The sequence below is a fragment of the Cyanobium sp. ULC065 genome (genome assembly GCF_977927515.1).
The window spans coordinates 1,232,517-1,255,123 of record NZ_OZ376393.1 but is presented as its reverse complement, the minus strand read 5'-3'; the positions used below and the strand labels follow the sequence as shown (position 1 = coordinate 1,255,123).

Annotated in this window: 21 protein-coding genes and 3 tRNA genes; 15 read left to right on the top strand and 9 right to left on the bottom strand. The window is 68.6% G+C overall.

Translation table 11 applies throughout. The features are described from left to right. Nucleotides 1-27: 27 nt before the first annotated feature. Complete coding sequence (gene miaB, locus ACXMDP_RS06095; RefSeq protein ID WP_311134114.1) at nucleotides 28-1,464, bottom strand: tRNA (N6-isopentenyl adenosine(37)-C2)-methylthiotransferase MiaB; 1,437 nt, start codon at nucleotides 1,462-1,464, stop codon at nucleotides 28-30. Between the two features lie 122 nt (nucleotides 1,465-1,586). Here miaB and ACXMDP_RS06090 point away from each other — a divergent pair, with 122 nt between their 5' ends. Continuing rightward, entirely contained in the window at nucleotides 1,587-2,732 is a 1,146-nt protein-coding gene (locus ACXMDP_RS06090) for a dipeptide epimerase (protein ID WP_259729233.1), read from the top strand. Further along, entirely contained in the window at nucleotides 2,726-3,829 is a 1,104-nt protein-coding gene (locus tag ACXMDP_RS06085) for a DUF1611 domain-containing protein (RefSeq protein ID WP_259729232.1), read from the top strand. Before ACXMDP_RS06090 ends, ACXMDP_RS06085 begins: the two co-directional genes overlap by 7 nt. On the opposite strand, the gene ACXMDP_RS06080 is transcribed toward ACXMDP_RS06085, so the two are convergent. Next, nucleotides 3,811-3,883 (bottom strand) — tRNA-His (locus tag ACXMDP_RS06080). The genes ACXMDP_RS06085 and ACXMDP_RS06080 overlap by 19 nt on opposite strands. 43 nt (nucleotides 3,884-3,926) lie before the next feature. On the opposite strand from ACXMDP_RS06080, the gene ACXMDP_RS06075 reads away from it, so the two are divergent. The 3 genes from ACXMDP_RS06075 to ACXMDP_RS06065 are packed head-to-tail and all read left to right on the top strand — an operon-like array spanning nucleotide 3,927 to nucleotide 7,181. Further along, complete coding sequence (locus ACXMDP_RS06075) at nucleotides 3,927-4,388, top strand: DUF4359 domain-containing protein (RefSeq protein ID WP_259729231.1); 462 nt, start codon at nucleotides 3,927-3,929, stop codon at nucleotides 4,386-4,388. After that, nucleotides 4,385-5,695, top strand: a complete 1,311-nt coding sequence (locus ACXMDP_RS06070; RefSeq protein ID WP_259729230.1) for an amidohydrolase family protein — start codon at nucleotides 4,385-4,387, stop codon at nucleotides 5,693-5,695. Before ACXMDP_RS06075 ends, ACXMDP_RS06070 begins: the two co-directional genes overlap by 4 nt. 43 nt (nucleotides 5,696-5,738) lie before the next feature. Beyond that, nucleotides 5,739-7,181: an FAD-binding oxidoreductase gene (locus ACXMDP_RS06065; RefSeq protein ID WP_259729229.1), complete on the top strand. Its 1,443-nt coding sequence runs from the start codon at nucleotides 5,739-5,741 to the stop codon at nucleotides 7,179-7,181. A gap of 70 nt (nucleotides 7,182-7,251) precedes the next feature. Here ACXMDP_RS06065 and ACXMDP_RS06060 read toward each other — a convergent pair whose 3' ends face one another. From ACXMDP_RS06060 to murA, 5 genes are all read right to left on the bottom strand, one after another. Further along, entirely contained in the window at nucleotides 7,252-7,884 is a 633-nt protein-coding gene (locus ACXMDP_RS06060; RefSeq protein ID WP_259729228.1) for a pentapeptide repeat-containing protein, read from the bottom strand. Between the two features lie 20 nt (nucleotides 7,885-7,904). After that, nucleotides 7,905-9,164, bottom strand: a complete 1,260-nt coding sequence (locus ACXMDP_RS06055) for a bifunctional folylpolyglutamate synthase/dihydrofolate synthase (RefSeq protein WP_259729227.1) — start codon at nucleotides 9,162-9,164, stop codon at nucleotides 7,905-7,907. 83 nt (nucleotides 9,165-9,247) lie between these two features. After that, complete coding sequence (locus ACXMDP_RS06050) at nucleotides 9,248-10,435, bottom strand: aspartate aminotransferase family protein (RefSeq protein ID WP_259729276.1); 1,188 nt, start codon at nucleotides 10,433-10,435, stop codon at nucleotides 9,248-9,250. Between the two features lie 85 nt (nucleotides 10,436-10,520). Next, a tRNA-Leu gene (locus ACXMDP_RS06045) sits at nucleotides 10,521-10,602 on the bottom strand. A gap of 71 nt (nucleotides 10,603-10,673) precedes the next feature. After that, nucleotides 10,674-11,975 carry a UDP-N-acetylglucosamine 1-carboxyvinyltransferase gene (gene murA / locus ACXMDP_RS06040; RefSeq protein ID WP_259729226.1) on the bottom strand — a complete coding sequence of 434 codons (1,302 nt, stop codon included), beginning with the start codon at nucleotides 11,973-11,975 and terminating at the stop codon, nucleotides 10,674-10,676. 170 nt (nucleotides 11,976-12,145) lie between these two features. Here murA and ACXMDP_RS06035 point away from each other — a divergent pair. From ACXMDP_RS06035 to trpC, 5 genes are all read left to right on the top strand, one after another. Continuing rightward, nucleotides 12,146-12,229: transfer RNA gene (locus ACXMDP_RS06035), tRNA-Leu, on the top strand. A 74-nt stretch (nucleotides 12,230-12,303) separates the two neighbouring features. Beyond that, the gene (locus tag ACXMDP_RS06030; RefSeq protein WP_094510338.1) at nucleotides 12,304-12,552 is read left to right on the top strand and encodes a hypothetical protein; all 249 of its coding nucleotides are present in this window, start codon (nucleotides 12,304-12,306) and stop codon (nucleotides 12,550-12,552) included. A 229-nt stretch (nucleotides 12,553-12,781) separates the two neighbouring features. Next, on the top strand, nucleotides 12,782-13,579 hold the full coding sequence (locus ACXMDP_RS06025; RefSeq protein WP_259729225.1) for a TrmH family RNA methyltransferase: 798 nt from the start codon (nucleotides 12,782-12,784) through the stop codon (nucleotides 13,577-13,579). A gap of 11 nt (nucleotides 13,580-13,590) precedes the next feature. Beyond that, complete coding sequence (gene lpdA, locus ACXMDP_RS06020) at nucleotides 13,591-15,039, top strand: dihydrolipoyl dehydrogenase (protein ID WP_255099752.1); 1,449 nt, start codon at nucleotides 13,591-13,593, stop codon at nucleotides 15,037-15,039. Nucleotides 15,040-15,108: 69 nt separating this feature from the next. Further along, a complete protein-coding gene (gene trpC / locus ACXMDP_RS06015) occupies nucleotides 15,109-16,017 on the top strand; it encodes an indole-3-glycerol phosphate synthase TrpC (RefSeq protein ID WP_259729224.1) in 909 nt (302 codons plus the stop codon). A gap of 159 nt (nucleotides 16,018-16,176) precedes the next feature. Here the strand turns inward: trpC and rpsD are convergent, their stop codons facing one another. After that, nucleotides 16,177-16,785: a 30S ribosomal protein S4 gene (gene rpsD / locus ACXMDP_RS06010; RefSeq protein WP_255140596.1), complete on the bottom strand. Its 609-nt coding sequence runs from the start codon at nucleotides 16,783-16,785 to the stop codon at nucleotides 16,177-16,179. A gap of 83 nt (nucleotides 16,786-16,868) precedes the next feature. Here rpsD and yidD point away from each other — a divergent pair, with 83 nt between their 5' ends. From yidD to aqpZ, 4 genes are all read left to right on the top strand, one after another. Further along, nucleotides 16,869-17,135 (top strand): membrane protein insertion efficiency factor YidD, encoded by a 267-nt coding sequence (gene yidD, locus ACXMDP_RS06005; protein WP_259729223.1) that lies wholly within the window; start codon nucleotides 16,869-16,871, stop codon nucleotides 17,133-17,135. 28 nt (nucleotides 17,136-17,163) lie between these two features. Next, on the top strand, nucleotides 17,164-17,466 hold the full coding sequence (locus tag ACXMDP_RS06000) for a glutaredoxin family protein (protein WP_094510459.1): 303 nt from the start codon (nucleotides 17,164-17,166) through the stop codon (nucleotides 17,464-17,466). Nucleotides 17,467-17,512: 46 nt separating this feature from the next. Then, on the top strand, nucleotides 17,513-19,045 hold the full coding sequence (locus ACXMDP_RS05995; protein ID WP_259729222.1) for a UDP-N-acetylmuramoyl-L-alanyl-D-glutamate--2,6-diaminopimelate ligase: 1,533 nt from the start codon (nucleotides 17,513-17,515) through the stop codon (nucleotides 19,043-19,045). Nucleotides 19,046-19,182: 137 nt separating this feature from the next. Then, on the top strand, nucleotides 19,183-19,926 hold the full coding sequence (gene aqpZ, locus ACXMDP_RS05990; protein ID WP_259729221.1) for an aquaporin Z: 744 nt from the start codon (nucleotides 19,183-19,185) through the stop codon (nucleotides 19,924-19,926). A gap of 56 nt (nucleotides 19,927-19,982) precedes the next feature. Here the strand turns inward: aqpZ and ACXMDP_RS05985 are convergent, their stop codons facing one another. Next, nucleotides 19,983-21,128 (bottom strand): aminotransferase class V-fold PLP-dependent enzyme, encoded by a 1,146-nt coding sequence (locus tag ACXMDP_RS05985; RefSeq protein ID WP_259729220.1) that lies wholly within the window; start codon nucleotides 21,126-21,128, stop codon nucleotides 19,983-19,985. Nucleotides 21,129-21,192: 64 nt separating this feature from the next. Here ACXMDP_RS05985 and ACXMDP_RS05980 point away from each other — a divergent pair, with 64 nt between their 5' ends. Next, nucleotides 21,193-22,461 (top strand): tyrosine-type recombinase/integrase, encoded by a 1,269-nt coding sequence (locus tag ACXMDP_RS05980; RefSeq protein ID WP_259729219.1) that lies wholly within the window; start codon nucleotides 21,193-21,195, stop codon nucleotides 22,459-22,461. Nucleotides 22,462-22,607 lie beyond the last annotated feature (146 nt).

Here is a 22,607-nt window from a genome sequence, read left to right as displayed (position 1 = left end):
AGTGCTGGGAAGACGCGGCCCGCCGGCTCAGCAGCTCAGTGCCGGCACACGCGGCAGGCCGGAGAGCGAAAACGCCCGCACCGACTCAATCTTGACCGGCACCAGCGACCCCGGTTGGATCGTCCCTGCCCCCGGTGCTGCTCCCCGCTGCGCCTGGGCTGCCGCAGGGTCAGCCTCAGCGGCGGGGAAAAAGGTGAGCCGATTGGTGCGGGTGCGGCCCATCCACTGATCGGGATGCCTGGGGTTGCGCCCCTCCACCAGCACCTCTTCGGTGCGGCCCAGATAACGCAGGCTCCGCGCCCGGGCGGTGGTCTCCACCAGGGCATTGATCTCCTGGAGCCGTTCCACCTTCACGCCTTCACTCACCTGGCCGGGCCAGCCGGCGGCGGGGGTGCCAGGGCGGGGCGAGTAAGCGGCGGTGTTGACCTGGTCGAAGCCGATCTCCTCGATCAGGGCCAGGGTGCGGCGGAACTGGGCATCGGTTTCGCCGGGGAAGGCCACGATCACGTCGGCACTGATCGCCGCATCGGGCATGCGTTCCCGGATGCGCTCAAGGATGCGGCGGTAGCGCTCCACCGTGTAGCCCCGCGCCATCGCCTTGAGCACGTCGTCGTCGCCGCTCTGGAAGGGGATGTGGAAGTGCTCGCACACCTTGGGCAGCACGGCACAGGCCTCGATCAACCGTTCGGTGAAGTAGCGGGGGTGGCTGGTGGCGAAGCGGATCCGCTCGATCCCCTCCACGTCGTGCACCGCATGCAGCAGGTCGGTGAGGGTGTGCGCGCGGCGGCCCTCCGGGGTGATGCCGGGCAGGTCGCGGCCATAGGCATCGATGTTCTGGCCCAGCAGGGTGATCTCCTTGAAGCCCCGTGCCGCCAGCCCCTCGATCTCCAGCCGGATGGCCTGCGGGGTGCGGCTCTGCTCCTGGCCCCGCACCGCGGGCACCACGCAGTAGGTGCAGCGCTCGTTACAGCCGTAGATCACGTTGACCCAGCCGCAGACGGCGCTGTCGCGGCGGGCGGTGGTGATGTCTTCGAGGATGTGGTGGTCGTCGGTGGCGACCACCTGCTGACCGCTGGCCACCTGCTCCAGCAGGGTGCCGAGCCGGTTGGCGTGCTGGGGGCCCATCACCAGATCAAGCTCGGGCACGCGCCTCAGCAGCGCCGCTCCCTCCTGCTGGGCCACGCAGCCTGCCACCACCAGGGTCAGGTGGGGATTGGTGCGTTTGCGCTGGGCCTGGCGGCCTAGATAGCTGTAGACCTTCTGTTCTGCGTTGTCGCGGATCGTGCAGGTGTTGTAGAGCACCAGATCAGCGGAATGCTCATCGCTGCCTGCGGCGTAGCCCATGGCTTCGAGGATTCCGGCCATGCGCTCGGAATCGGCCTTGTTCATCTGGCAGCCGAAGGTGGTGATCCAGTAGCTGCCTTTGGTGGGTGGGGTCGCGCTCATCGCACCAGTTTCGGCCATGGCATGGATCCCTGGGCAGGGTGCGTCTGCGGATCACGGCGCGAGGAGCCGGGGATGGCGCAAACCACCGGCCATGGCGGAGACTGCCTGTGGGGGGAACCGATGCACGCCCCTTTCCGAGCATGCACGCTCGTCTTCGCCGCTTTTCCCTCACCAAGGCCGTGCCGCTCACGATCAGCCGCGGCACCTCGCGTGGGGTGGAGCGTGTGCTGGTGGAGATTGAGCACGACGGCACCATCGGCCAGGGCGAGGCCGGCGGCTTCGACACCGGCCATCGACGGTTCAGCACCGATGACGTGGCGGCGGAACTGGACGCCCTGTTGCCGCGCCTGGAGAGCCCCGACGCCCTCGGCCGCCCCCGCGATCCGAGCGAGCTGCAGGCCCTTCAGCCCCTGCTCGCGGGGCTTTCGCCGCCGGCCCGCTGCGCCGTCGATCTGGCTCTGCACGACTGGTGGGGCCGCCGTCTGGGCGAGCCGCTCTGGCGCCTCTGGGGTCTCGATCGCCAGGCCTGTACCCCCACCAGCGTCACCCTGGGGCTGGGCACGGTGGAGCAGGTGCGCGCCCGGCTGGTGGGCTGGCAGGAGCGGCTCGGTGTCAGGCCGCGGCGGGTGAAGCTCAAGCTCGGCAGCCCTGATGGTGCCGACCACGACCGGGCCCTGGTGCAGGCGGTGGCCACCACTCTCACAGGGTTCCCCGGCGCCGAGCTGCAGGTGGATGCCAACGGCGGCTGGGACCTGCCCACGGCGCGCCAGCTGATTCCCTGGCTGGCGCAGCAGGGGGTGGTGCTGGTGGAGCAGCCGCTGCCCGCTCTGCAGGATCCGGAGGCCGATGCCGCCGCCTTCGCCGCTCTCGACCTGCACTGCCCGATCCCGCTCGTGGCCGACGAGAGCTGCTGGGATCTGCAGGACCTGCTGCGGCTGGCCCCCCATGTCGATGGGGTGAACCTGAAGCTGCTCAAGACGGGCGGGCTGTCGGAGGCCTGGCTGATGGCGCAGACCGCCCGACGCCTCGGCCTCGATCTGATGCTCGGCTGCTACTCGGACAGCGCCCTGCTCAACGGGGCCGCCGCCCAGCTGCTGCCGCTGGTGCGCTGGCCCGATCTGGACAGCCACCTCAACCTGGTGGACGCCCCCTTCAGCGAGCCGGAGCGGGATGGCGACATCCTGCGCCCCAGCTCCCGGCCGGGCCTGGGTCAGCCCCCCTCAGAGGGTGCCGTCCCCGATGGGACCGCCGCCGGCCCTTCCCCGCCGGAGCCGCCACGGTGCTGAGCGCCTCGGCCCGGGTGGTGCTGCTGCAGCACGATGGCCTCGACAATCTGTCCGGCAAGACGGGCCTGGCGCTGTTGCGCTACCGCAGCGGGCCGATCGTGGCGGTGATCGATCCGGCGCAGGCAGGTCTGCCGCTGGAGCAGGTCACCGGCATCCCCCGCGCCATTCCGGTGGTGGCCAGCCTGGCGGAGGCTCTCCCCTACGGCCCGGAGGTGGCCGTGGTGGGGCTGGCGCCTTCGGGCGGCCTGCTGCCGGAAGCACTGCGCCGCGATGTGGCCGCCGCCCTGCAGGCCGGTCTGCATGTGGCCAGCGGGCTGCACACTCGCCTGGCCGACGACCCCTCGCTGGCGGCCCTGCGCGGTCCCCAGCAGTGGATCTGGGACCTGCGGCAGGAGCCGCCAGGGCTGCAGGTGGCTGCGGCACGCTGCGCAGCCCTGCCCGGCCAGCGCCTGCTCGCTGTGGGCACCGACATGGCCGTGGGCAAGATGAGCGCCTGCCTGGAGCTGGTGGCCGCCGCCCGCCGCCAAGGCCTCGACTCCCGCTTCGTGGGCACCGGCCAGGCGGGCATCCTGATCAGCGGCGGCGGGGTGCCGCTCGATGCCGTGCGCGTGGATTACGCCGCCGGGGCCGTGGAGGGGGCGGTGCTAGAGGCCTGCCAGGCCGGTGGGGGCGGCGACCCGGCCGTGGCGGCCTGCAACGACGGCACCCTGGTGCTGGTGGAAGGCCAGGGCTCGCTCTGTCATCCGGGCTCCACCGCCACCCTGCCGCTGCTGCGCGGCAGCCAGCCCACCGGTCTGCTGTTGGTGCATCGCGCCGGTCAGCGGGCGATCTCGCGGCATCCGACCATCCCCATCCCCCCGCTGCCTCAGCTGATCGCGGCGGTGGAGCAGTTGGCGGCGCTGGGCCGTCCGGGCGGCCTGCCGCCGGTGCGGGTGCGGGCCGTAGCGCTCAACACGGCGCTGCTGGGGGAGGCGGAAGCGGCGGCGGCCTGCGCGGATGGGCAGAAAAAAACCGGACTCCCCTGCGGGGATCCGGTGAGGAGCCGCGCAGCAGCCGATCGACTGGTGGCGGCTTTGAGGGCGAGCGAGGGGACTTGAACCCCCGAATGGCGGCGCCACAAGCCGCTGCCTTAACCACTTGGCTACGCCCGCCGTGGTCTTTGCCAATGTATCAAGTAGCCCCGCCTGCTGCCCCTTGCCCGCCGCGCCCCCATCCGCCTCGCGCCTCTGGCCGCTGCTGGCCGGAGCGGCTGGCCTCGGAGGCACCGCCCTGGCCCTCCTGTTCACCAACCCTCCACCGAACGACTTCGAAAGCTTCGCCGGCGATCAGCTGGTGGAACTGGCGGTGGAGGAGGTCTGCGGCGCAGATGGGCTGCCGATGCCGTTGCGGCTTGTGGTGCAGAACTGCCCGGAGCTGATCCGCAGCCAGTCGCAGGTGCTTGGCGCCCTGGCCCGGCAGGGCACGACGCGGCACAACTTCGGCGTCTTCAGCCTGTACCAGACGGAGATCGGGGGCCAGGAGGTGTTGCCATTCCTGCGCATTCCCCGCTACCGGGTCATCACCCTGGCCGGCGCCGGGCACTTCGTGATCCTCTCCACCTCGAAGGACGGCAGAGAGGAGAACGACGCAGGCGCCACCAGCGACGCCAGACCGTGAGCGCCACACCCCTGCCGCCCCTGCGGCTGCCGCGCTGCCTTCTGGATCCAGGCGCCGTCCACCTGCCGGCAGCTGATGCCGAAGGCCTGGTAGCCGTCGAGCTGGAGCATGCCGAAGGGCGTTTCACCGCGATCAAGCCCTATCCAGCACAGGCCGAGGCACGGCTGCCGCTCGCCCTCACCCCCCTGCTGGAGCCCCACGCCCACCTCGACAAGGCCTTCAGCTGGGAGCGCCATCCCAACCGGACGGGAACGATGGCGGGCGCCCTGGCCGCCAACCAGCGCGAGCATCACGAACGCAGTGTGGAACAGGTGCACGCGCGCGCGGAGCGTGCCCTGGACCAAGGCTGGCGCTACGGCTTGCGGGCCATGCGAAGCCATGTCGACAGCCTCGGCCCAGGCGCCGAGGTGAGCTGGGAGGCCCTGCTCGATCTGCAGCAGGCGTGGGCGGAGCGGCTGCCGCTGCAACTGGTGGCGCTGGTGCCGGTGAGGCACTGGGCCACCGCGGCAGGCGAGCAACTGGCGCGTCAGTTGCTGGGCCGGCGGGGGGAGAGTGCAGCCGCGGCCGGCGGGGTGCTGCTGGGCGGCGTGCTGGGCGCCCCGTTCCCCCCCGACGGCGCCGATGGCGAAGGACTGCGGGCTCTGCTGCGCCTGGCCGATGGCCTGGGTTGCGGCGTGGACCTCCACATCGACGAAAGCGCCGATGGCGCTGGCGCTGGCGTGGCCCTGGCCGCCCGCCTCGTGATCGAGCTCCGTATCGGTGTGCCCGTGTGCTGCAGCCACAGCTGCAGCATGTCCCAGCTACCGGTGCGCCGCCTGCTGCCCCTCGCCGACGCCATGGCCGAGGCGGGGCTGGCGGTGGTGGCGCTGCCGACCACCAACCTCTGGTTGCTGGGGCACCGCGACGGCCACACCCCCGCCCAACGCCCGCTGGCACCGATCCGCCAGCTGCAGCGCGCCGGGGTGACGGTGGCGGTGGGGGGAGACAACGTGCAGGATCCCTGGTATCCGGGCGGAGACTTCGATCCCCTGGACCTGCTGCGCTTCTCCATGCCGGCCGCTCACCTGGCCCCATGGCAGCGCCAGGGCCTGATGCCCTTCACCACCGCCTCCAGCCGCCTGATGGGATTGGCCTGGGACGGGGTGGTGCGACCAGGGGCACCCGCTGATCTGCTCCTGCTGGGCGCCTCCAGCTGGAGCGACCTGCTGGCCCGGCCTGTACCGCGGCGGGTGCTGCGCGCGGGTCGCTGGTTGCCGGCCCCGTCGCCGTCGCCACTGCAGCAACTGCTCGAAGCGCTGCCAGCCTGAGAGCCTGAGAGCCTGCCAGCTTGAAACCACTGCCCCGTTCCCCGTGACCCGCTCCCCTGCCAGCGCACCGGTCGCGCTGCTCCCTGTCGCCCTGCCCGCCGGCCTGCCCACTCCCGTGAGCGCAGAGCGGATCGAAGCGGTGTCCCGGCAGCTCCGTGCCGCCGCCGGCCCCCCGGGCAGCGGCCCCGCTGCGGAGCTGGTGGGGCGAGGCAGCGAGCTTGAGAAACTCTCCCACGACTTCTTCACCTATTCGCCGGTACTCACGCCGCTGCTCAGCGGTCACCACGCCCAGCTGGTGGTGAAGGCCACGCAGCTGGGGCACGTGCAGCAGGTGGCGGCGGCCTGCGCCCAACAGCAGGTGCCGCTCACCGTGCGGGGCGCCGGCACCGGCAATTACGGCCAGTGCGTGCCGCTCGCCGGTGGCGTGGTGCTCGATCTCAGCGGCCTGCGACAGCTGCGGCAGTTCGATGCGGCCAGCGGCGTGCTCACGGCAGAGGCGGGCTGCCTGCTGGGCGACCTCGACCGTCAACTGGCGGCCCGGGGCCGCGCCCTGCGGCTCACCCCCAGCACCTCCCGCAGCGCCACGCTGGGGGGCTTCATCGCCGGGGGATCCGGAGGCATCGGTTCCCTGCGCTGGGGCTTCCTGCGGGATCCCGGCAACCTGCTGGGCCTGGAGATCGTGACGGTGGAGCCCGAGCCGCGGCTGCTGACGCTCGATGCCACCGGCAGCCGGCCGCTCAATCACGCCTACGGCACCAACGGCATCCTCACGGCGGTCACCGTGCCAACCGCCGCCGCCGAGACCTGGCAGCAGCTGGTGGTCGACTTTGCAGACTGGGACAGGGCGCTGGAGGCCGCCAGGCTGCTGCCCTGCGCTGCCCTGGTGCTGCAGGAACTCTGCCTGCTGGAGGCGCCCGCCGCCCGCCAGCTCCCCCTGCCCGGCGGCTGCCCGGCGGCCCGCGGCCACCGGCTGCTGCTGCTGGCCGCCCCCCATGCCCTGCCGGCCCTGATGCCGCTGCTGGATCAACTGGGCGGAGCCCTGGTGTGGCAAGCAGCGGAGGGGGAAAGCCGCGGGTTGCCCCTGCGCGAACTCACCTGGAACCACACCACCCTGCATCTGCGGGCGCAGGACAAGGGCTGGACCTATCTGCAGATGCTGTTGCCCCAGCCGGAAGGGCCGACGCTGGGCGCCTTGAAGCAGCGCTGGGGCGACGACCTGCTCTGGCACCTGGAGGGCGTGCGTCAGCAGGGCCAGCAACGTCTGGCGGCGATTCCTCTGGTGCGCTGGCGGGATCGGGCGGCGCTGCAGGCCTTGATGGAGCAGGCCAGGGACCTGGGCGCCCTGCTCTTCAACCCCCACAGCCTCACGGTGGAAGACGGCGGCTTGGGGGTGATCGATGCCGACCAGGTGGCCGCAAAGATGGCTTATGACCCAGCGGGGCTGCTCAACCCCGGCAAACTGCGCGGCTGGACCAGCTGCGGCTGATCACCCCGCCCACATTCAGACACGCGGACGCCCGGCCATCCCCGGCCAAACAGGGCGGGGCTGCCTGCGCTCAGCCGCACTCCAGGCTGGCCCGGGTGCTGATGCCGGTGAGCGGGTGGGTGCCGCTGGCCCGCTGGCAGAGAGCGCGCTGATCGGCGCGGTCCAGCAGGGCATCGGTGAAGTCGGCGTTCTCCACCTGCGCGCCGCTGAAGCTGCTGCCGGCGGCGATCACCCCGCGCAGCAGGGCACCGCGCAGATCGGTTTCACTGAAGTCAGCCCGGTCCATCAGCGCGTCGGAGAGATCGGCGCCACGGAAATCGGAGCGCGAAAACACTCCCTGCGTGAGGATCGAGCCGTGCAGATCGGCTCCAGAGAAATCGGCATCCCGCCCCAGCGCGCCGGCAAACGACGTGTTGGCGAGCTGCTGACCGCTGAAATCCACGCCGCTCTGGTTGGTGAGCGTGTAATCGACCCGGTCCTGAAACAGAGCGCGCTCCTGGAGGCCCACCCCGGCGGAGGTGTCGAGCGCCAGAGCCGGCAGCGGCCCGAGGCCTGCCCCCAGCAGCAGCGCCGCTACCAGCACGGCCAGTGCGGCCAAGCGCGTGTTCACGGCCAGGGCTGGGCGCACCGCCAGCCAGCGCCAGCCCGGCAGCGTGGCCGCTTCCACTGCCTCTTTACGCACCACCACCTCTCTATGCGTCATTCCCTCTTGATGCCTCACTGTCATCGCTCCAGCACGGACATGCCGTCCTCACTCTCCCCTGCTCCGGGGGCCAGGTCCAGCGTGCCAGCCGCCAGCAGGCTGCCCAGCAGGTAGAGCGAGCCCGCCACCACCACCGGCGGGGCCCCGGCAACGGTCTCCCAGACGGTGGACGCCGCCGCCAGTCCCTCTTCCAGGCTGGCGGCAGCCAGCAGGGCGCTGGCCCGCTCGGGGCAGGCGCTGCGCAGCTCGGCGGCGCTCCAGCAGGCGTGGCCGGGAACGGGCACCAGCCAGCAGCGATCCGCGGGGGCCAGCAGGGCGTGCACCATCTCCGGGCCCTGCTTGTTGGCCAGCATGCCCAGCACCCAGAGCCGGGGCGGCGCCGGCTTGCCCCTGCCGCCACCGTCAAGTTCGGCCCGCAGCGCCTGGGCCGCCGGCAGGTTGTGCGTCCCGTCCAGCAGCAGGGGCAGCTGGCCCCAGCGCGCCCGCTGCCGGCGGCCTGGCCAGCGGGCGGCGGCAAACCCCGCGCTGATCGCCCCATCGGGGAGGTGCCAGCCCTGGCGGCGCAGCACCTGGAGCATCTCCAGCGCCACCGCCGCATTGGTGCGCTGCATGTCGCCCGGCAGACCATGGCGCCAGCGCAGCCGACCCGCCACCAGCTCCTGCCCCTGTTGCTCCAGCGGTCTCACCCAGTGAAGTGGGCAGCCCTGCAGCTGCGCCCGCTGCGCCAGCACGGCCGCCACATCGGGCCGCTGGGGGCCAGACACGGCCGCAGCGGCCCCATGCAGCACGCCGGCTTTTTCAGCGGCGATCGCCGCCTCGCTGTCACCGAGGAATTCAGCGTGGTCGAGGCCGATGCTGGCGAATCCCAGCACGCGGCGATCAGGGTGGACCGTGGTGGCATCCAACCGTCCCCCCAACCCCACCTCCAGCACCACGATCTCCAGCCCGGCTTCGGCGAAGGCCACGAAAGCCGCCGCCGTCACCAGCTCGAACGGGGTGAGATCGTGACGGCACGCCAGCGGCTGCAGGGCCGTCAGCAGATGGCGCAGGTGGGCGGGAGCGATGGGACCGGCCCCCAGCTGGATCCGCTCGCACCAGCTCACCAGATGGGGCGAGGTGTAGAGCCCGCAGCGATGGCCGGCGGCCTGAAGCGCCGCATGGAGCAGCACACAGATCGAGCCCTTGCCGTTGGTGCCAGCCACCTGCACGGCGGCGAAGCGGCGTTCGGGATGGCCCAGCTCCGCCAGCGCCGCCCGCAGACGCACCAGGCCCAGGTCCACCCCGCGACGGCTGAACGGTTCGATCAGGTCAGCGAAGTCGTCGATGGGTGGGAACCGATGAGAAACCGAGGCGTTCGACAGCTTCAGGCGCCGGCCAACGCATCCAGCGTTTGCGCGAGGCGGCTGACCGCCAGGCGCAGGTGCTTGGGCCGGATCACCAGCGGCGGCACGAAGCGCACCACACGCGGGCCGGCGGGCACCACCAGCAGGCCGGCTTCGATCGCCCGCAGGGCAATCGCCGGCGCCGTGAGCTCGCTGTCGGCCTTGAGCACCAGACCCTGCAGCAGCCCCCAGCCGCGCACCCCCTCGAGCTGGTGGGGGCGCTGGTCCACCAGATCCCGCAACAGCGACTGCAGCACCATGCCCATGGCCGCCACATGCGGCACCAGGGTGCGCCGCTCCAGCTCCTGCACCACCGTGAGGGCGGCGCGGCAGGCAAAGGGATTGCCGCCGAAGGTGCTGGCGTGGTCGCCCGGGCGGAAGTGATCCACCGAGCACTTCACGGCCAGGGCTCCGATCGGGATGCCACCGCCGAGGCCCTTGGCGAAGGTGATCGCATCGGGCTCGACGCCGAGTTGCTCGTAGCCCCACAGCGCACCACTGCGGCCCACGCCGATCTGCACCTCATCGAAGATCAGCAGGATGCTGTGCCGGTCGCAGAGCTCCCGCAGGCGACGGAAGAAGGCGGGATCCCCAGGGTTCACCCCCCCTTCGCCCTGCAGCGGCTCGATCAGCACGGCGGCAACGCGGGGGCCGTCGGCCTCGCAGGCCGTCAGCAGCGCCTCGAACGCGGCGATGTCGTTGTAGGGGAAGAAGCGGAAGCCTTCCACCATGGGCTCGAAGCCGTGGTGGTACTTCGGCTGGCCGGTGGCGCTCACCGCCGCCAGGGTGCGGCCGTGGAAGCTGGCCTGGGCCGTGAGGATGATCGGCCGCTCGATGCCCCGCACGGTGTGGCCGTGTTTGCGGGCCAGCTTGATGGCCGCCTCATTGGCCTCGGCGCCGGAATTGCAGAAGAACACCCGATCGGTGCAGCTGCGGCTGGTGATCCAGGCGGCCAGCTCCTCCTGCTCGGGAATCCGGTAGAGGTTCGACACATGCTGCAGGCGGCCCAGTTGCCGTGACAGCGCCTTGCGCATCACACGGTCGCTGTGACCGAGGGTGCAGGTGGCGATGCCGGCGACACAGTCGAGGTAGCGGCGGCCGGCAGTGTCCTGCACCCAAACGCCCTTGCCCTTCGCCAACTCCAGGGGGAAGCGGGCGTACGTGTCCATCACCGGGTCGGGCACCAGCACCAGCGTGGGAGCGGGCCGCGGTGGAGCGGCGATCTCTACGGACATGGGGCTGAGGCTGGAGGGATGGGAGCGGTGGGACTCGAACCCACATGCCCGAAGGCGCTCGATTTTGAGTCGAGTCCGTCTACCAATTCCGGCACGCTCCCGCTCAACGACTGTAGGGGGAGGCGGGAATCAGCCCCTCGCCCGAGCAACGGGCAACCGCCCGAAGCTCCGCTCAGCCATTCACGCGGCGGATCGCCGCGCCGACGCTGTTGAGCTTCCCTTCCAGATCGGCGTAGCCGCGGTCGAGGAACTCCAGGCCCTGCACGCTGGTGGTGCCATCGGCGGCCAGACCCGCCAGCACCATCGCCGCCGAGGCGCGCAGATCGGTTCCCTGCACGGGAGCGCCGCTGAGCCGGGCCACCCCCTCCACGAACGCCGTATTGCCCTGCATGCGGATCGAAGCCCCCATGCGCTGCAGCTCAGCCACATGCTGCAGGCGGTTTTCAAAGATCGTCTCGACGACCATGCTCGTGCCCGAGGCCGTGGCCAACAGGCTCATGAATGGGGCCTGCAGGTCGGTGGGGAAACCAGGGAACGGCTGGGTGCGGAGGTCGAGGGCCTGAATCCGGTCGGCGCGGATGGTCATGCCGATCCCATCCGCTTCCAGCGAGCAGCCGGCTTCTTCGAGCTTGCTGATCACGGCACCGAGGTGGTCGGGGATCAGCGGGGCGACTCGCAGCTCGGAGCGCGTGATCGCCGCTGCCAGCAGAAAGGTGCCGGCCTCGATGCGATCGGGAATCACGGCGTAATCGGCGCCATGGAGCCGCTCGACCCCAACAATCGTGATCGTGGGGGTGCCAGCGCCGCGCACCTTGCCCCCCATGGCGATCAGCAGGCCGGCCAGGTCCACCACTTCAGGCTCGAGAGCGGCGTTGTGGATCACCGTTTCGCCTTCGGCCAGAGCCGCGGCCATCATCAACGTTTCGGTGGCGCCGACGCTGGGGCATTCCAGGTGGATGTGGCCGCCGTGGAGCCGATGGCTGCGGCCGGGCACCACGGCCGAGACCACACCGTGATCAATGGTGACCTGGGCGCCGAGCGCCTTGAGGCCCCGCACATGCTCAATGACCGGACGGGAACCGATCTGGCAGCCACCAGGAAGGGGAATCTTCGCCACACCCAGGCGAGCCAGCAGCGGGCCGATGCAGAAGAAGCTGGCCCGCAGGCTGTTGACCAGTTCGTAGGGGGCGGTGGAGTGGGTGAGATGGGCCCCATCAAGCTCGATCCAGTCGGGACCGCGCTTCACCTTCACGCCGAAGGCACCGAGGATCTCGCCCATCGCCGCGATGTCGGTGAGCGGAGGGATGTTCCGCAGGCGCAGGGGCTGGGTGCTCATCAGGCAGGCCGCCATCAGCACCAGCGCCGAGTTCTTGGCGCCGCTCACGCGCAGCTCGCCGGCCAGACGGTGTCCCCCCAGGATCTCCAGGCGGGGATTGACCATCAGCTGGGGAGCCACGGCGGCGGTCACGGTCATGGCTGATTACATAGCCGATGGTGCCGGCATCTTGACAATTCAGAGGCGCACCGTCTAGCCGTCCGCCCCCTGAACTGTCTTCCGGAGTACCCCGTGGCGTGACGCGGTAGCCGGTGGCCGGCCGTGCAGGCGATGATCTAGGGTTGCTCGGTCGCTGCGGCGGCACGCCAGCGGATGTGGCGGAATTGGTAGACGCGCTAGTTTCAGGTACTAGTGGCAGCAATGTCGTGGGAGTTCAAGTCTCCCCATCCGCATCATTTTTCAGCCCACTCCCTCTGTCCTGTAGGAACCTCCAATCCGGGTTCTCCTCCGTCGCGCTCCCGTTTCCATGATCGTCCTCAAGATCAGCAATTCCTCCGAGGTCGTGGCGGGGAAGATCGGGCGCTTTCTTGAACGCCTCACCCCTGGCGGTTTCGACGAAACCACCGTCGAGGACATTGTGCTGCAGAAGCTCGTTGAAAACCTCCGCGAGGAGGGCATCCGCGGCGAAGTGGCGGCGGTCAAAGGAATGGATCTTCATGCCACCGAACTGGTGATGAAGGATTCCATGCATGTCAGAAAACATCAGGTCTTCTGAACTCCCGCAGGCCGGCGGCCCCTGGCCAGCCCAAGAACTCCGGAAATCCGGTGACCCCAGTCAACCTGGTGAGCCACTGCAATCTGCGGAGCCAAGACAATCTGGCCAATCTGCCGAGCAGAGCCACTATGAGGCCACTGGCCAGCCCTCAGGGTCGCGGGAGCCAGCAACGTTCTTTCGTCCGCTGATCACCAGCCGGCGCAATCCAGTGGTGGGGCGCTTCCGCGCCTTGCATGAATCCCGTGGACGGCGCGAGCAGGGACGCGTGCTGCTGGAAGGCACCCACCTGATCGAGGAAGCCGCCCGACTTGGCCTGGCCGCGGGCGAACTGCTCGCCACACCCGCCTGGATCGAGGCCCATCAGGCCCTGCTGCACCAGCATCCGTCGATGGCGGCGGTGCTGCAGCCGGTGGATGAGGCGGTGCTGGCGGCCGCGGCCACCACCCAGCATCCCGATGGGGTGGTGCTGAGCCTGGCCCTGCCCCGTCCCGCCGCGCCCGCCAGGCCGGGGTTCGTGCTGGCCCTGGAGCAATTGCAGGATCCGGGCAACCTGGGCACCTTGATGCGCACGGCCCTGGCGGCCGGGGTCGAGGCGCTGTGGTTGGCCGGTGGCGCCGACCCCTGGCAGCCGAAAGTGGTGCGCGCCTCCGCCGGCGCGGCCCTCACCCTGCCGCTTGAGCGCCTCGAAGGCCTCGCCCTGCGCCTGCAGCAGGCCCGCGCGCAAGGGGCCCAGGTGGTGGCCACCACCGTGATGGCCCGCAGCGCACCCACCGCCTCTGAGGCCAGCGCCTCTGGGGCCGACACTGCCGCGATTCCCTATTGGCAGCTCGACTGGACGCTGCCAACCGTGCTGTTGCTGGGCAACGAAGGTGCAGGGCTGAGCGCCGACCTGCTCAGCTGTTGCAGCCACCGGGTCACGATTCCCCACAGCGCCGCCGTGGAATCCCTCAACGTGGCCGTGGCGGCCGGGCCCCTGTTGCTGGAACGCTGGCGCCAGCAACAGGAGAGAATGCCGGTCACTCCCTGAGACACGCCCCGGTGAGCGACAGCAGCGCCTCTTCCTTCGACTACGACGTGATCGTGATCGGCGCCGGCTACGGCGGCTTCGATGCGGCCAAGCATGCGGCCGACCATGGCCTGCGCACGGCGATCATCGAATCGCGTGACATGGGCGGCACCTGCGTGAACCGCGGCTGCGTGCCCTCCAAGGCGCTGCTGGCCGCCAGTGGCCGGGTGCGGGAGCTGGCTGATGCCAAGCACCTGCAAGGTTTCGGCATCCACGCCGCGCCGGTGCGCTTCGAGCGGCAGAAGATCGCCGATCACGCCAATCAGCTGGTGGCCACGATCCGCACCAATCTCACCAAGACCCTGGAGCGGTCGGGGGCCGTGATCCTGCGGGGCAAGGGGCGCCTCGACGGGCATCAGCGGGTGGCGGTGCGCCAGAGCAACGGGGTGGAGCAGGTCTTCACCGCCCGCGATGTGATCGTGGCTACCGGCTCGGATCCCTTCGTGCCGCCCGGAATCGAAACCGACGGACGCACGGTGTTCACCAGCGACGAAGCGATCAGCCTGGAGTGGCTGCCCCGCTGGATTGCCATCGTGGGCAGCGGATACATCGGCCTGGAATTCGCCGATGTGTACACGGCACTGGGTTGCGAGGTCACGATGATCGAGGCGCTCGATCGGGTGATGCCCACCTTTGATCCCGACATCGCCAAGATCGCCGCTCGCCACCTGATCGACGGCCGGGACATCGACACCCGCGCCGGTCTGCTGGCCCGCAAGGTGACCCCGGGGGCGCCGGTACGGATCGAACTGGCCGCCATGGCCACCAAGGAGCTGGTGGAGGTGCTGGAAGTGGATGCGGTGCTGGTGGCCACCGGGCGGGTGCCGGTGAGCAAGGATCTACACCTGGCCAGCGTGGGCGTGGAAACCAACCGCGGCTTCATTCCCGTGAACGACCAGCTCCAGGTGCTGGCGGGCGAGACGCCCGTGCCCCATCTCTGGGCCGTGGGCGACGTGACCGGAAAGATGATGCTGGCCCACACCGCCGCCGCCCAGGGCACCGTGGCCGTGGACAACATCCTTGGCCATGCGCGTGCGATCGACTACCGCTCGATCCCGGCCGCCACCTTCACCCATCCCGAGATCAGCTCGGTGGGCCTGAGCGAAGCCGACGCCAAGGCGCTGGCGGCGGCCGAGGGGTTTGAGCTAGGCAGCGTGCGCAGTTACTTCAAGGCCAACTCCAAGGCGCTGGCGGAACTGGAAAGCGATGGGCTGATGAAGTTGCTGTTCCGCAAGGACACCGGCGAGGTGCTGGGCGCCCACATCTATGGATTGCACGCCGCCGACCTGATTCAGGAGGTCGCCAACGCCGTGGCCCGCCGCCAGCGGGTGGGGGACCTCGCCACGGAAGTGCACACCCACCCCACCCTCAGTGAAGTGGTGGAGGTGGCCTACAAGCAGGCGGCCATGGCCGTGGCCTGATGAGGCCTGGCCCACTCACGGGCCGTCTCGGTGCCCGCCCTTACGATCGGCTCCTGTTGCCCTGAGGCTTTGGAGATTCGTCGCCGTCCACCCAATCCGCCGGTGAAGGTGGCCAATCTTCAGTTCGGCATTTCCCATCCCGAGCAGGAGCCCCAGCACATCCTCGAGCGGATCGTCTGGGAGAAAGATCGCGAGGTGGCCGCCGCCAGGGAGCGGGTGCCGCTGGAAACGCTGCAGCGCCAACTGCGCGACCTGCCCCCCACCCGTGATTTCGTCGCCGCGCTGCGGGCGAGCTGCCGCAAGCCCGCGGTGATCGCCGAGATCAAGAAAGCCAGCCCCAGCAAAGGCGTGATCCGCGCCGATTTCGATCCGGTGGCCATTGCCAGGGGCTATGCGGCCGGTGGCGCCAGCTGCCTGTCGGTGCTCACCGACAAGAGATTTTTCCAGGGCGGCTTCGAGGTGCTGGTTGAGGTGCGCCAGGTGGTGGATCTGCCCCTGCTCTGCAAGGACTTCATCCTTTCCCCCTACCAGCTGCACCAGGCACGCGCCGCCGGCGCCGATGCGGCCCTGCTGATCGCGGCGATTCTCACCGACCAGGACGTGGTTTACCTGATGAAGGTGGCCCGTGCCCTGGGGCTGGCCGTGCTGGTGGAGGTGCATGACGCCGACGAGCTGGAGCGGATGCTGCGCCTGCCCGTCTGGTCGGAGCCAATCACGGCGGCTCACACCCTGATCGGCATCAACAACCGCGACCTCACCAGCTTCCACACCGATCTCGCCACCACCGAGCAACTGATGGTCCGTTTCGGCGATCAGGTGCGGCAGCGGGGAGCACTGCTGGTGAGCGAATCGGGGCTGTTCAGCCGCGACGACCTCGACCGGGTGCAGAGCGCCGGCGCCGATGCGGTGCTGGTGGGGGAAGCGCTGATGCGCCAGCCGGATGTGACCGCCGCCTTGGAGCAGCTGATCAGCGGCTGAGGGCGGCTGGCCGCGCCGGCTGAGGCTGAGCCGTCGTCTGCGACGGCTCAGTGCAGTCCTGGCGGAACTGTGAGAGTGCAAGCCAGAGCTCGACCATGAAAAAACCCCGCCGAGGGCGGGGTGTGGTGAACCAAAGCTGGATGGGGAGGATCCCGAGGATCACACCTTGCGGGAGTAGTACTCCACCACCAGCAGTTCGTTGATCTCCAGCGCCACCCATTCACGCTCAATGCGGCCGTTGACCTTGGCCGAGAGCTTGGATTTGTCGAGCTCGAGGTTGGGGGGGATGTTGGAGAGGCCTGGGAACTCCAGGTTGCCTTCAGCCAGCTGCTTGCTGGCCTTGCGCTGACGCACGATGATCACATCACCGGCTCGGCACTGATAGCTGGGGATGTCAACGACGCGGCCATTCACGGTGATGTGGCCGTGGTTCACCAGCTGGCGGGCGCCGGGCACGGTGGGGCCGAAGCCGAGACGGAAGCAGACGTTGTCGAGACGGTTCTCGAGCAGTTTGAGCAGGTTGGTTCCGGTGGAACCTTCCTGGGCGCGCGCTTTCTTCACGTAGCGCACGAGCTGGCGCTCGGAGATGCCGTAGTTGAAGCGAAGCTTCTGCTTCTCTTCCAGGCGGATGGCGTATTCGGAGCGCTTGCGACGGGCTTGGCCGTGCTGACCGGGGGGATAAGCCCGCTTGGCGGACTTACGGGTGAGACCGGGGAGGTCTCCCAAGCGCCGCGTGATCCTCAGGCGAGGGCCGCGGTATCGGGACATCGGGGAAAGCTGTTCAAAGGGATGGACCGGCGCCGCCGTTGACCTGGGAGCATGCTGGAGGTTTCCCTCGGCAGCTCCCGGCAGTGGAACGCCATCCCATCACTCTATCTTTCGGGGCCAACGCCCTCTCCGCCCTGGTCGCGAGGGTGCTTATGGGCCTGATCCAGGCCTACCGGCAGTGGCTGTCTCCCCTGCTGGGGCCCCGCTGCCGCTTCATCCCCAGCTGCAGCGCCTATGGCCTGGAGGCCATCCAACGCCATGGCCCCTGGCGGGGTGGTTGGCTCACGGCCCGCCGCCTGCTGCGCTGTCACCCCTTCACCCCGTGCGGCTGCGATCCGGTTCCCGATTGAAGCTCTCCCCCCACACCCTCCCTTGCTGATGACCGCCACGGCCGGCCTGCCCCCTCTGACGCTCTACCGGCGCGACGGCTGTTGCCTCTGCGACGGGCTGGAGCAACGGCTGCGGGCGCTTGAACCCCGTCCCGACCTGGTGCTGGTGGATGTGGCGAGCGACCCCGCGCTCGAGGCCCGTTACGGGCTGGAGATTCCGGTGCTGGCTGTGCGGCGCGCTGATCAGCTGCAGGAATTGCCGCGGGCATCGCCGCGGCTCAGCGGGGCCGCCCTCGACCGCTGGCTGAGGAAGTGTCTGGCAGCGCTATCGGACGCCCCGGAATCCGCCTAAAACCCTGCGAACCCCGATCCCACGGCAGCGGCTGCCCCCCATCCCCATGACCCAGCCTCTCCATTCCCTCCTGCACCAGAGCGGTCTGGAGGTGCCCCGCACCCTGGGGGATGAGACCGTCACCGGCGTGAGCTGCGATTCCCGCCATGTGGGCGCCGGCACGCTGTTCGTGGGGGTGCCCGGTGGTCAGGTGGACGGCGGCGTGTTCTGGCCCAAGGCGCTGAGCAATGGCGCGGTGGCTGCGGTGATCGGCACGGCGGCCGCCGCCCAGTGCCCGCCCTCCGCCACCGACCCAGTGCTGGTGGTGCAGGGACCGCTGGCGGAAATCGCCGGACGGCTGGCCGCGGCCTTCTGGGGGGAACCCAGCCAGCAGCTGGCCCTGATCGGCGTCACCGGCACCAACGGCAAAACCACCACCACCCATCTGATCGAACATCTGGCAGCCGCCTGCGGCCAGCCGGTCGCCCTGTTCGGCACGCTCAGCAACCGCTGGCCCGGACACAGCGCCACCGCCTCGCACACCACCGCCTTCGCCGACGAGCTGCAGCGGCAACTGGCCGAGGCGGTGGCCGCAGGCGCCCGGGTCGGGGCGATGGAGGTGAGCTCCCATGCCCTTGATCAAGCGCGGGTGGCGGGCTGCCGCTTCGCCGGTGCCGTGTTCACCAACCTCACCCAGGACCACCTCGACTACCACCCGTCGATGCAGGCCTACTTCGAGGCCAAGGCGCTGCTGTTCGCCTCCGAGCGGCTGGCAGGGGGCGCCGTGGTGAACATCGACGACCCGTGGGGCGCGCAGCTGGCGGAGCGCCTGACGGACACCCTCGGCGCGCGACTCTGGCGCTGCTCCCTGGCGACACCGGCCGAAGCGCCGGCGGGGGCGGGCGTGGCGGAGCTGGGTGTGCGTGATCTGGTGGTCGGGGCCGATGGCGTCAGCGGCATCCTGGTGAGCCCGCTGGGCTCAGGGCCGTTCTGCTCGCCGCTGGTGGGGCGCTTCAACCTGATGAACCTGCTGGAGGCGGTGGGCGCCCTGCTGCAGCAGGGGCTGGAGCTGGCCCCGCTGCTGGCGGCGATCGACAGCTTCCGCGGGGTGCCCGGTCGCATGGAGCGGGTGGTGCTGGCTGATGGTGCCGGCACTGACCTGCCGGCGGTGCTGGTGGACTACGCCCACACCCCCGATGGGCTGGAGAACGCCCTGGCCGCCTGCCGGCCCTTCTGCTCCGGCCGGCTGATCTGCGTGTTCGGCTGCGGCGGTGACCGTGACCGCGGCAAGCGGCCCCAGATGGCGGCGATCGCCGCCCGGCTGGCGGATCGGGTGGTGGTCACCTCCGACAATCCGCGCACGGAAGACCCCCAGCGCATCCTCGACGACGTGGTGGCCGGCATTCCCGCCGGCACCGACCTGGTGGTGGAGGGAGACCGGGCCACCGCCATCGCCCTCGGCATCGCCAGCGCCGCGCCCGGCGATCTGGTGCTGATCGCCGGCAAGGGCCATGAGGACTATCAGATTCTTGGCACCACCAAGATCCACTTCGACGACCGGGAAGAAGCGCAGAAAGCGCTGCAGCTCAGAACCGCCTGAGGAGCGAGCGACCTTGCCAGGGGCCGGCAGCCACGCTGGCTGCCCCCCCTGAAAACTGTGCGTCTGAACACACAAACGGCCGAAAACAAGCATCAGGCGGTGAGAAGATCAACCCCGATACCCGCCGCCTGACCCGCATGGCCTCCAGTGTTCCACTGGCGAAGAAGTTCTTCGCTGAACTGATCGGCACCTTCTGGCTGGTGCTCGGAGGCTGTGGCAGCGCCGTGCTGGCAGCGGTGTTCCCCTACGACAACCCCGCCGCCAACCCGCTGGGCCTGGGCTTCCTCGGCGTCTCTCTCGCCTTCGGTCTGACCCTGCTGACCATGGTCTACACCTTCGGGCACATCTCCGGCTGTCACATCAACCCAGCCGTGAGCTTCGGGCTGTGGGCCGGCGGTAAGTTTCCCGGCTCCCAGCTGCTGCCCTATGTGATCGCCCAGGTGCTCGGCGGCGTGATCGCTGGCGGTGTGATCCTGCTCGTCGCCAGCGGCAGGGAGGGCTTCGCCCTCACCGGTGGCAATCCGCTGGCCACCAACGGCTGGGGAGCCCACTCTCCTGGCGGCTACGGCTTCCTGGCCGCGCTGGTGATCGAGGTGATCCTCACGTTCGTGTTCCTGCTGGTGATCATGGGCGCCACCGACCGCCTGGCTCCCGGCGGCTTTGCAGGAGTGCCGATCGGCCTCAGCCTCACCCTCATTCACCTGATCAGCATCCCTGTCACCAACACCTCCGTGAACCCCGCCCGCAGCACCGCCGTGGCGGTGTGGGTCGGCGGCGATGCCATGGCGCAGTTGTGGCTGTTCTGGGTGGCACCGATCGCCGGCGCCCTGCTGGCGGGCTGGGTTCACCGCAACCTGATGGCCTCCGACACGGTCGGCTGAACGCTCCTGGCTCACCGTCGGCGGAACCCTCCTGGGTCACCGCCGGCGCCGGCGCCTCACACCAGCTGACACAGGGCGTCGAGCAGCCGTTCCACTTCGGCTGCGCTGGTAGTCACATGGGTGCAGGCACGCAGACAGGACGGGTCGTCGAGGCTGCGCAGCCAAAGTCCCTGCTTCCCCAGAGTCTCCACCACCGCCTGGGGGTTCTGACCGGCCACGGTGAAACTCACAAGGCCAGCGGGTGGCGCCGCGCTCAGCAGCGGCGTGATCCCATCAATCGCCTGCAGCCCCTGCCACAGCTGGCTGCTGCGCTCCTGGATCAGTGAAAGCCGCTGCTCGCACGAACCCAGCGACTCCAGCAACGCCAGCGAGGTGTGCAACCCGGCCAGCAGCGGCGTGCAGGAGGTGGCCACCTCGAAGCGCCGGCTGTCTGTGTGCCAGGTGCTGCCCCGGTTGGCTTCGTTCGCGAGGCTGCGCCAGCCCCCCAACGTGGGCTGCGAGTCCACCAGCAGCCGTGCCGACAGCGCCACCCCACCCAGCCCTTCAGGGCCGCAGCACCACTTGTGGCCGGTGAAGGCGTAGATGTCGGCCTGGCTGGCGGCTTCAGCCACGGGCAGGCTTCCCACCGACTGGGCCGCATCCACCAGCAACCATGGCTGGCGCCCATGCTCCCGCAGCCGCGCGGCCACAGCCGCGATCGGCATCACCAGACCGGTGTTCCACAGCAGGTGGGAGAGCACCACCAGGCGGGTGCGCGGCGTCAGTGCGGCTTCGAGGGCCGCCAGCACAGCGTCATCCACCGCAGCGGCGGAATCGCCGCGGATCTCCTTCACCGCCAGGGTGTCGAGGCTGAGGCCCTCGCGGCGCGCCAGCTCGCGGCAGGCCGCCACGATGCCAGGGTGCTCGCAATCACTGATCAGCATGGCGTCGCCGTGCTGCAAGGGGAGCCCCCAGAGCGGCAGCACACAGCCACTCGTCACGTTCTCGGTAAGCGCCAACCGATCGGGAGGCACGCCGCAACCGGCCGCCAGAACCCCGCGCAGGCTGCTCAGTTGCGCTGACAGCCATGGCCAGACGTCTGTCGTGAACGGGCCCAGCTCCTGCAGCCGCTGCCAGCTGGCGGTGATCGCCGCGAGCGAGGGCGTCGGCAGCGGGCCCTGGCCGCCGTAGTTGAAGTAGGTCTTGTTGGCCAACGCCGGCATCAGATTTCTGAGCTGGTCTGGACTTAGCGACTCTTGACGTAGCCCAAAATGTGGCCCAAGCTCGGTGCTCAAGGAGGTTCTCGACGTGGTGTTCAGGAAGCATGCCAGCTACATCCGCCAGGGACGCGCGGGCTACCAGCTACAGAGGGGGGTCCCCAAAGCGCTACAGGAGCACATAGGTCGAACTCAATGGAAGGAACCAGGCGGCAAGACCCTCAGGGAGGCTCAAGCGCGAGTTTCGGGTTTTTTGGATCGAACAGACAGGGCTATCGCGGAAGCGAAAGGAGTGGTCAAGTATTCAACCGATGAGGTGATCGACCTAATCCCAAAAGCATTTAAGCTCACAACTTCAGAAGATGTCGAAGACCTAGTGGTTGGGATTGAAATACTTAAAGTCGAGGGGGGCTTGACTCGCGATCAGGCTGACCGGGCAATACGCATTGCCAGAGGACAGGAAGAGCCTCGAAAGTTTCTCACTGCACGAGAGTTGATCGAACAGGCCACACGCTTCAAGAGTCCAGCAGCTCGCACCAAGGAAGGCTGGGAGAAGGCCCTTTTTCGCTTTTTGGATTTCGCACAAGTCGCTTACCCAACGGAAGCAACAAGAGAACATGCTGTGGCCTTCCGTACTCACTTGCTTGAAAAGCTCGCACCTTCCACGACCTCGGTTACGCTCTCTTATCTAGCTGGTTTGTGGTCAATGTTATTAGAAATAGACCCTAATCATGAGCACATTTTCAAAGGTCTCACCAAGAGCATAAAGACAAGAAAGACGACAGGCTTAAAGCATATAGATGATCTAGAGCTGGTTTCACATCCACATGCCTGGAACAGTACCTCAAAATACCTCCCCATTTTTTGGATTCTGTATTTCACAGGCTGCCGCCTTGCTGAGGTTTGCGGGCTGAGAGCAAGTGACATAATGGATGATCGAATCCGAATCAGAAGCCATGAGAAACGTCCAATCAAGACATCTGCATCTGCAAGAGACATCCCGATCCACCCAGACCTCTTCGAGGTTCTTCAACCACTTAGGAGGCAACCGGGTTTAATCTGGTCAAACCTGCAGGACGGTAATCGATGGGGGCACAACCTTCCAAAGCCCTGCAAACAGATCACAGGCACCAACCCGCATGGCCTTCGCCACCGAGCAGCCTCGAAACTGAGGCTAGCAGGCATGAATGAAGCTGTTATAGGAAGGCTACTGGGTCACACGACAAACACAGTGACCGGAGGATATGGCTCCATTCCTTGGGAGATGCTTGTGGATGCTGTGAATTGCCTAGGCGATGATCGTGATCATGGAGACAGGATCACTTCCACATCTGCCTGACGGGAGATCGAGGATTAACGCAGAGAGGGTGATATTGCCCAGGTATTTGCCGGGTCTCTGCATGCAGTTCTATACGAACCAGCTGATGTACCGTGTCCGGCAGTACGACTTCAGCGGTAGTTCTCGGATCGAAAGGCGAATTTAGA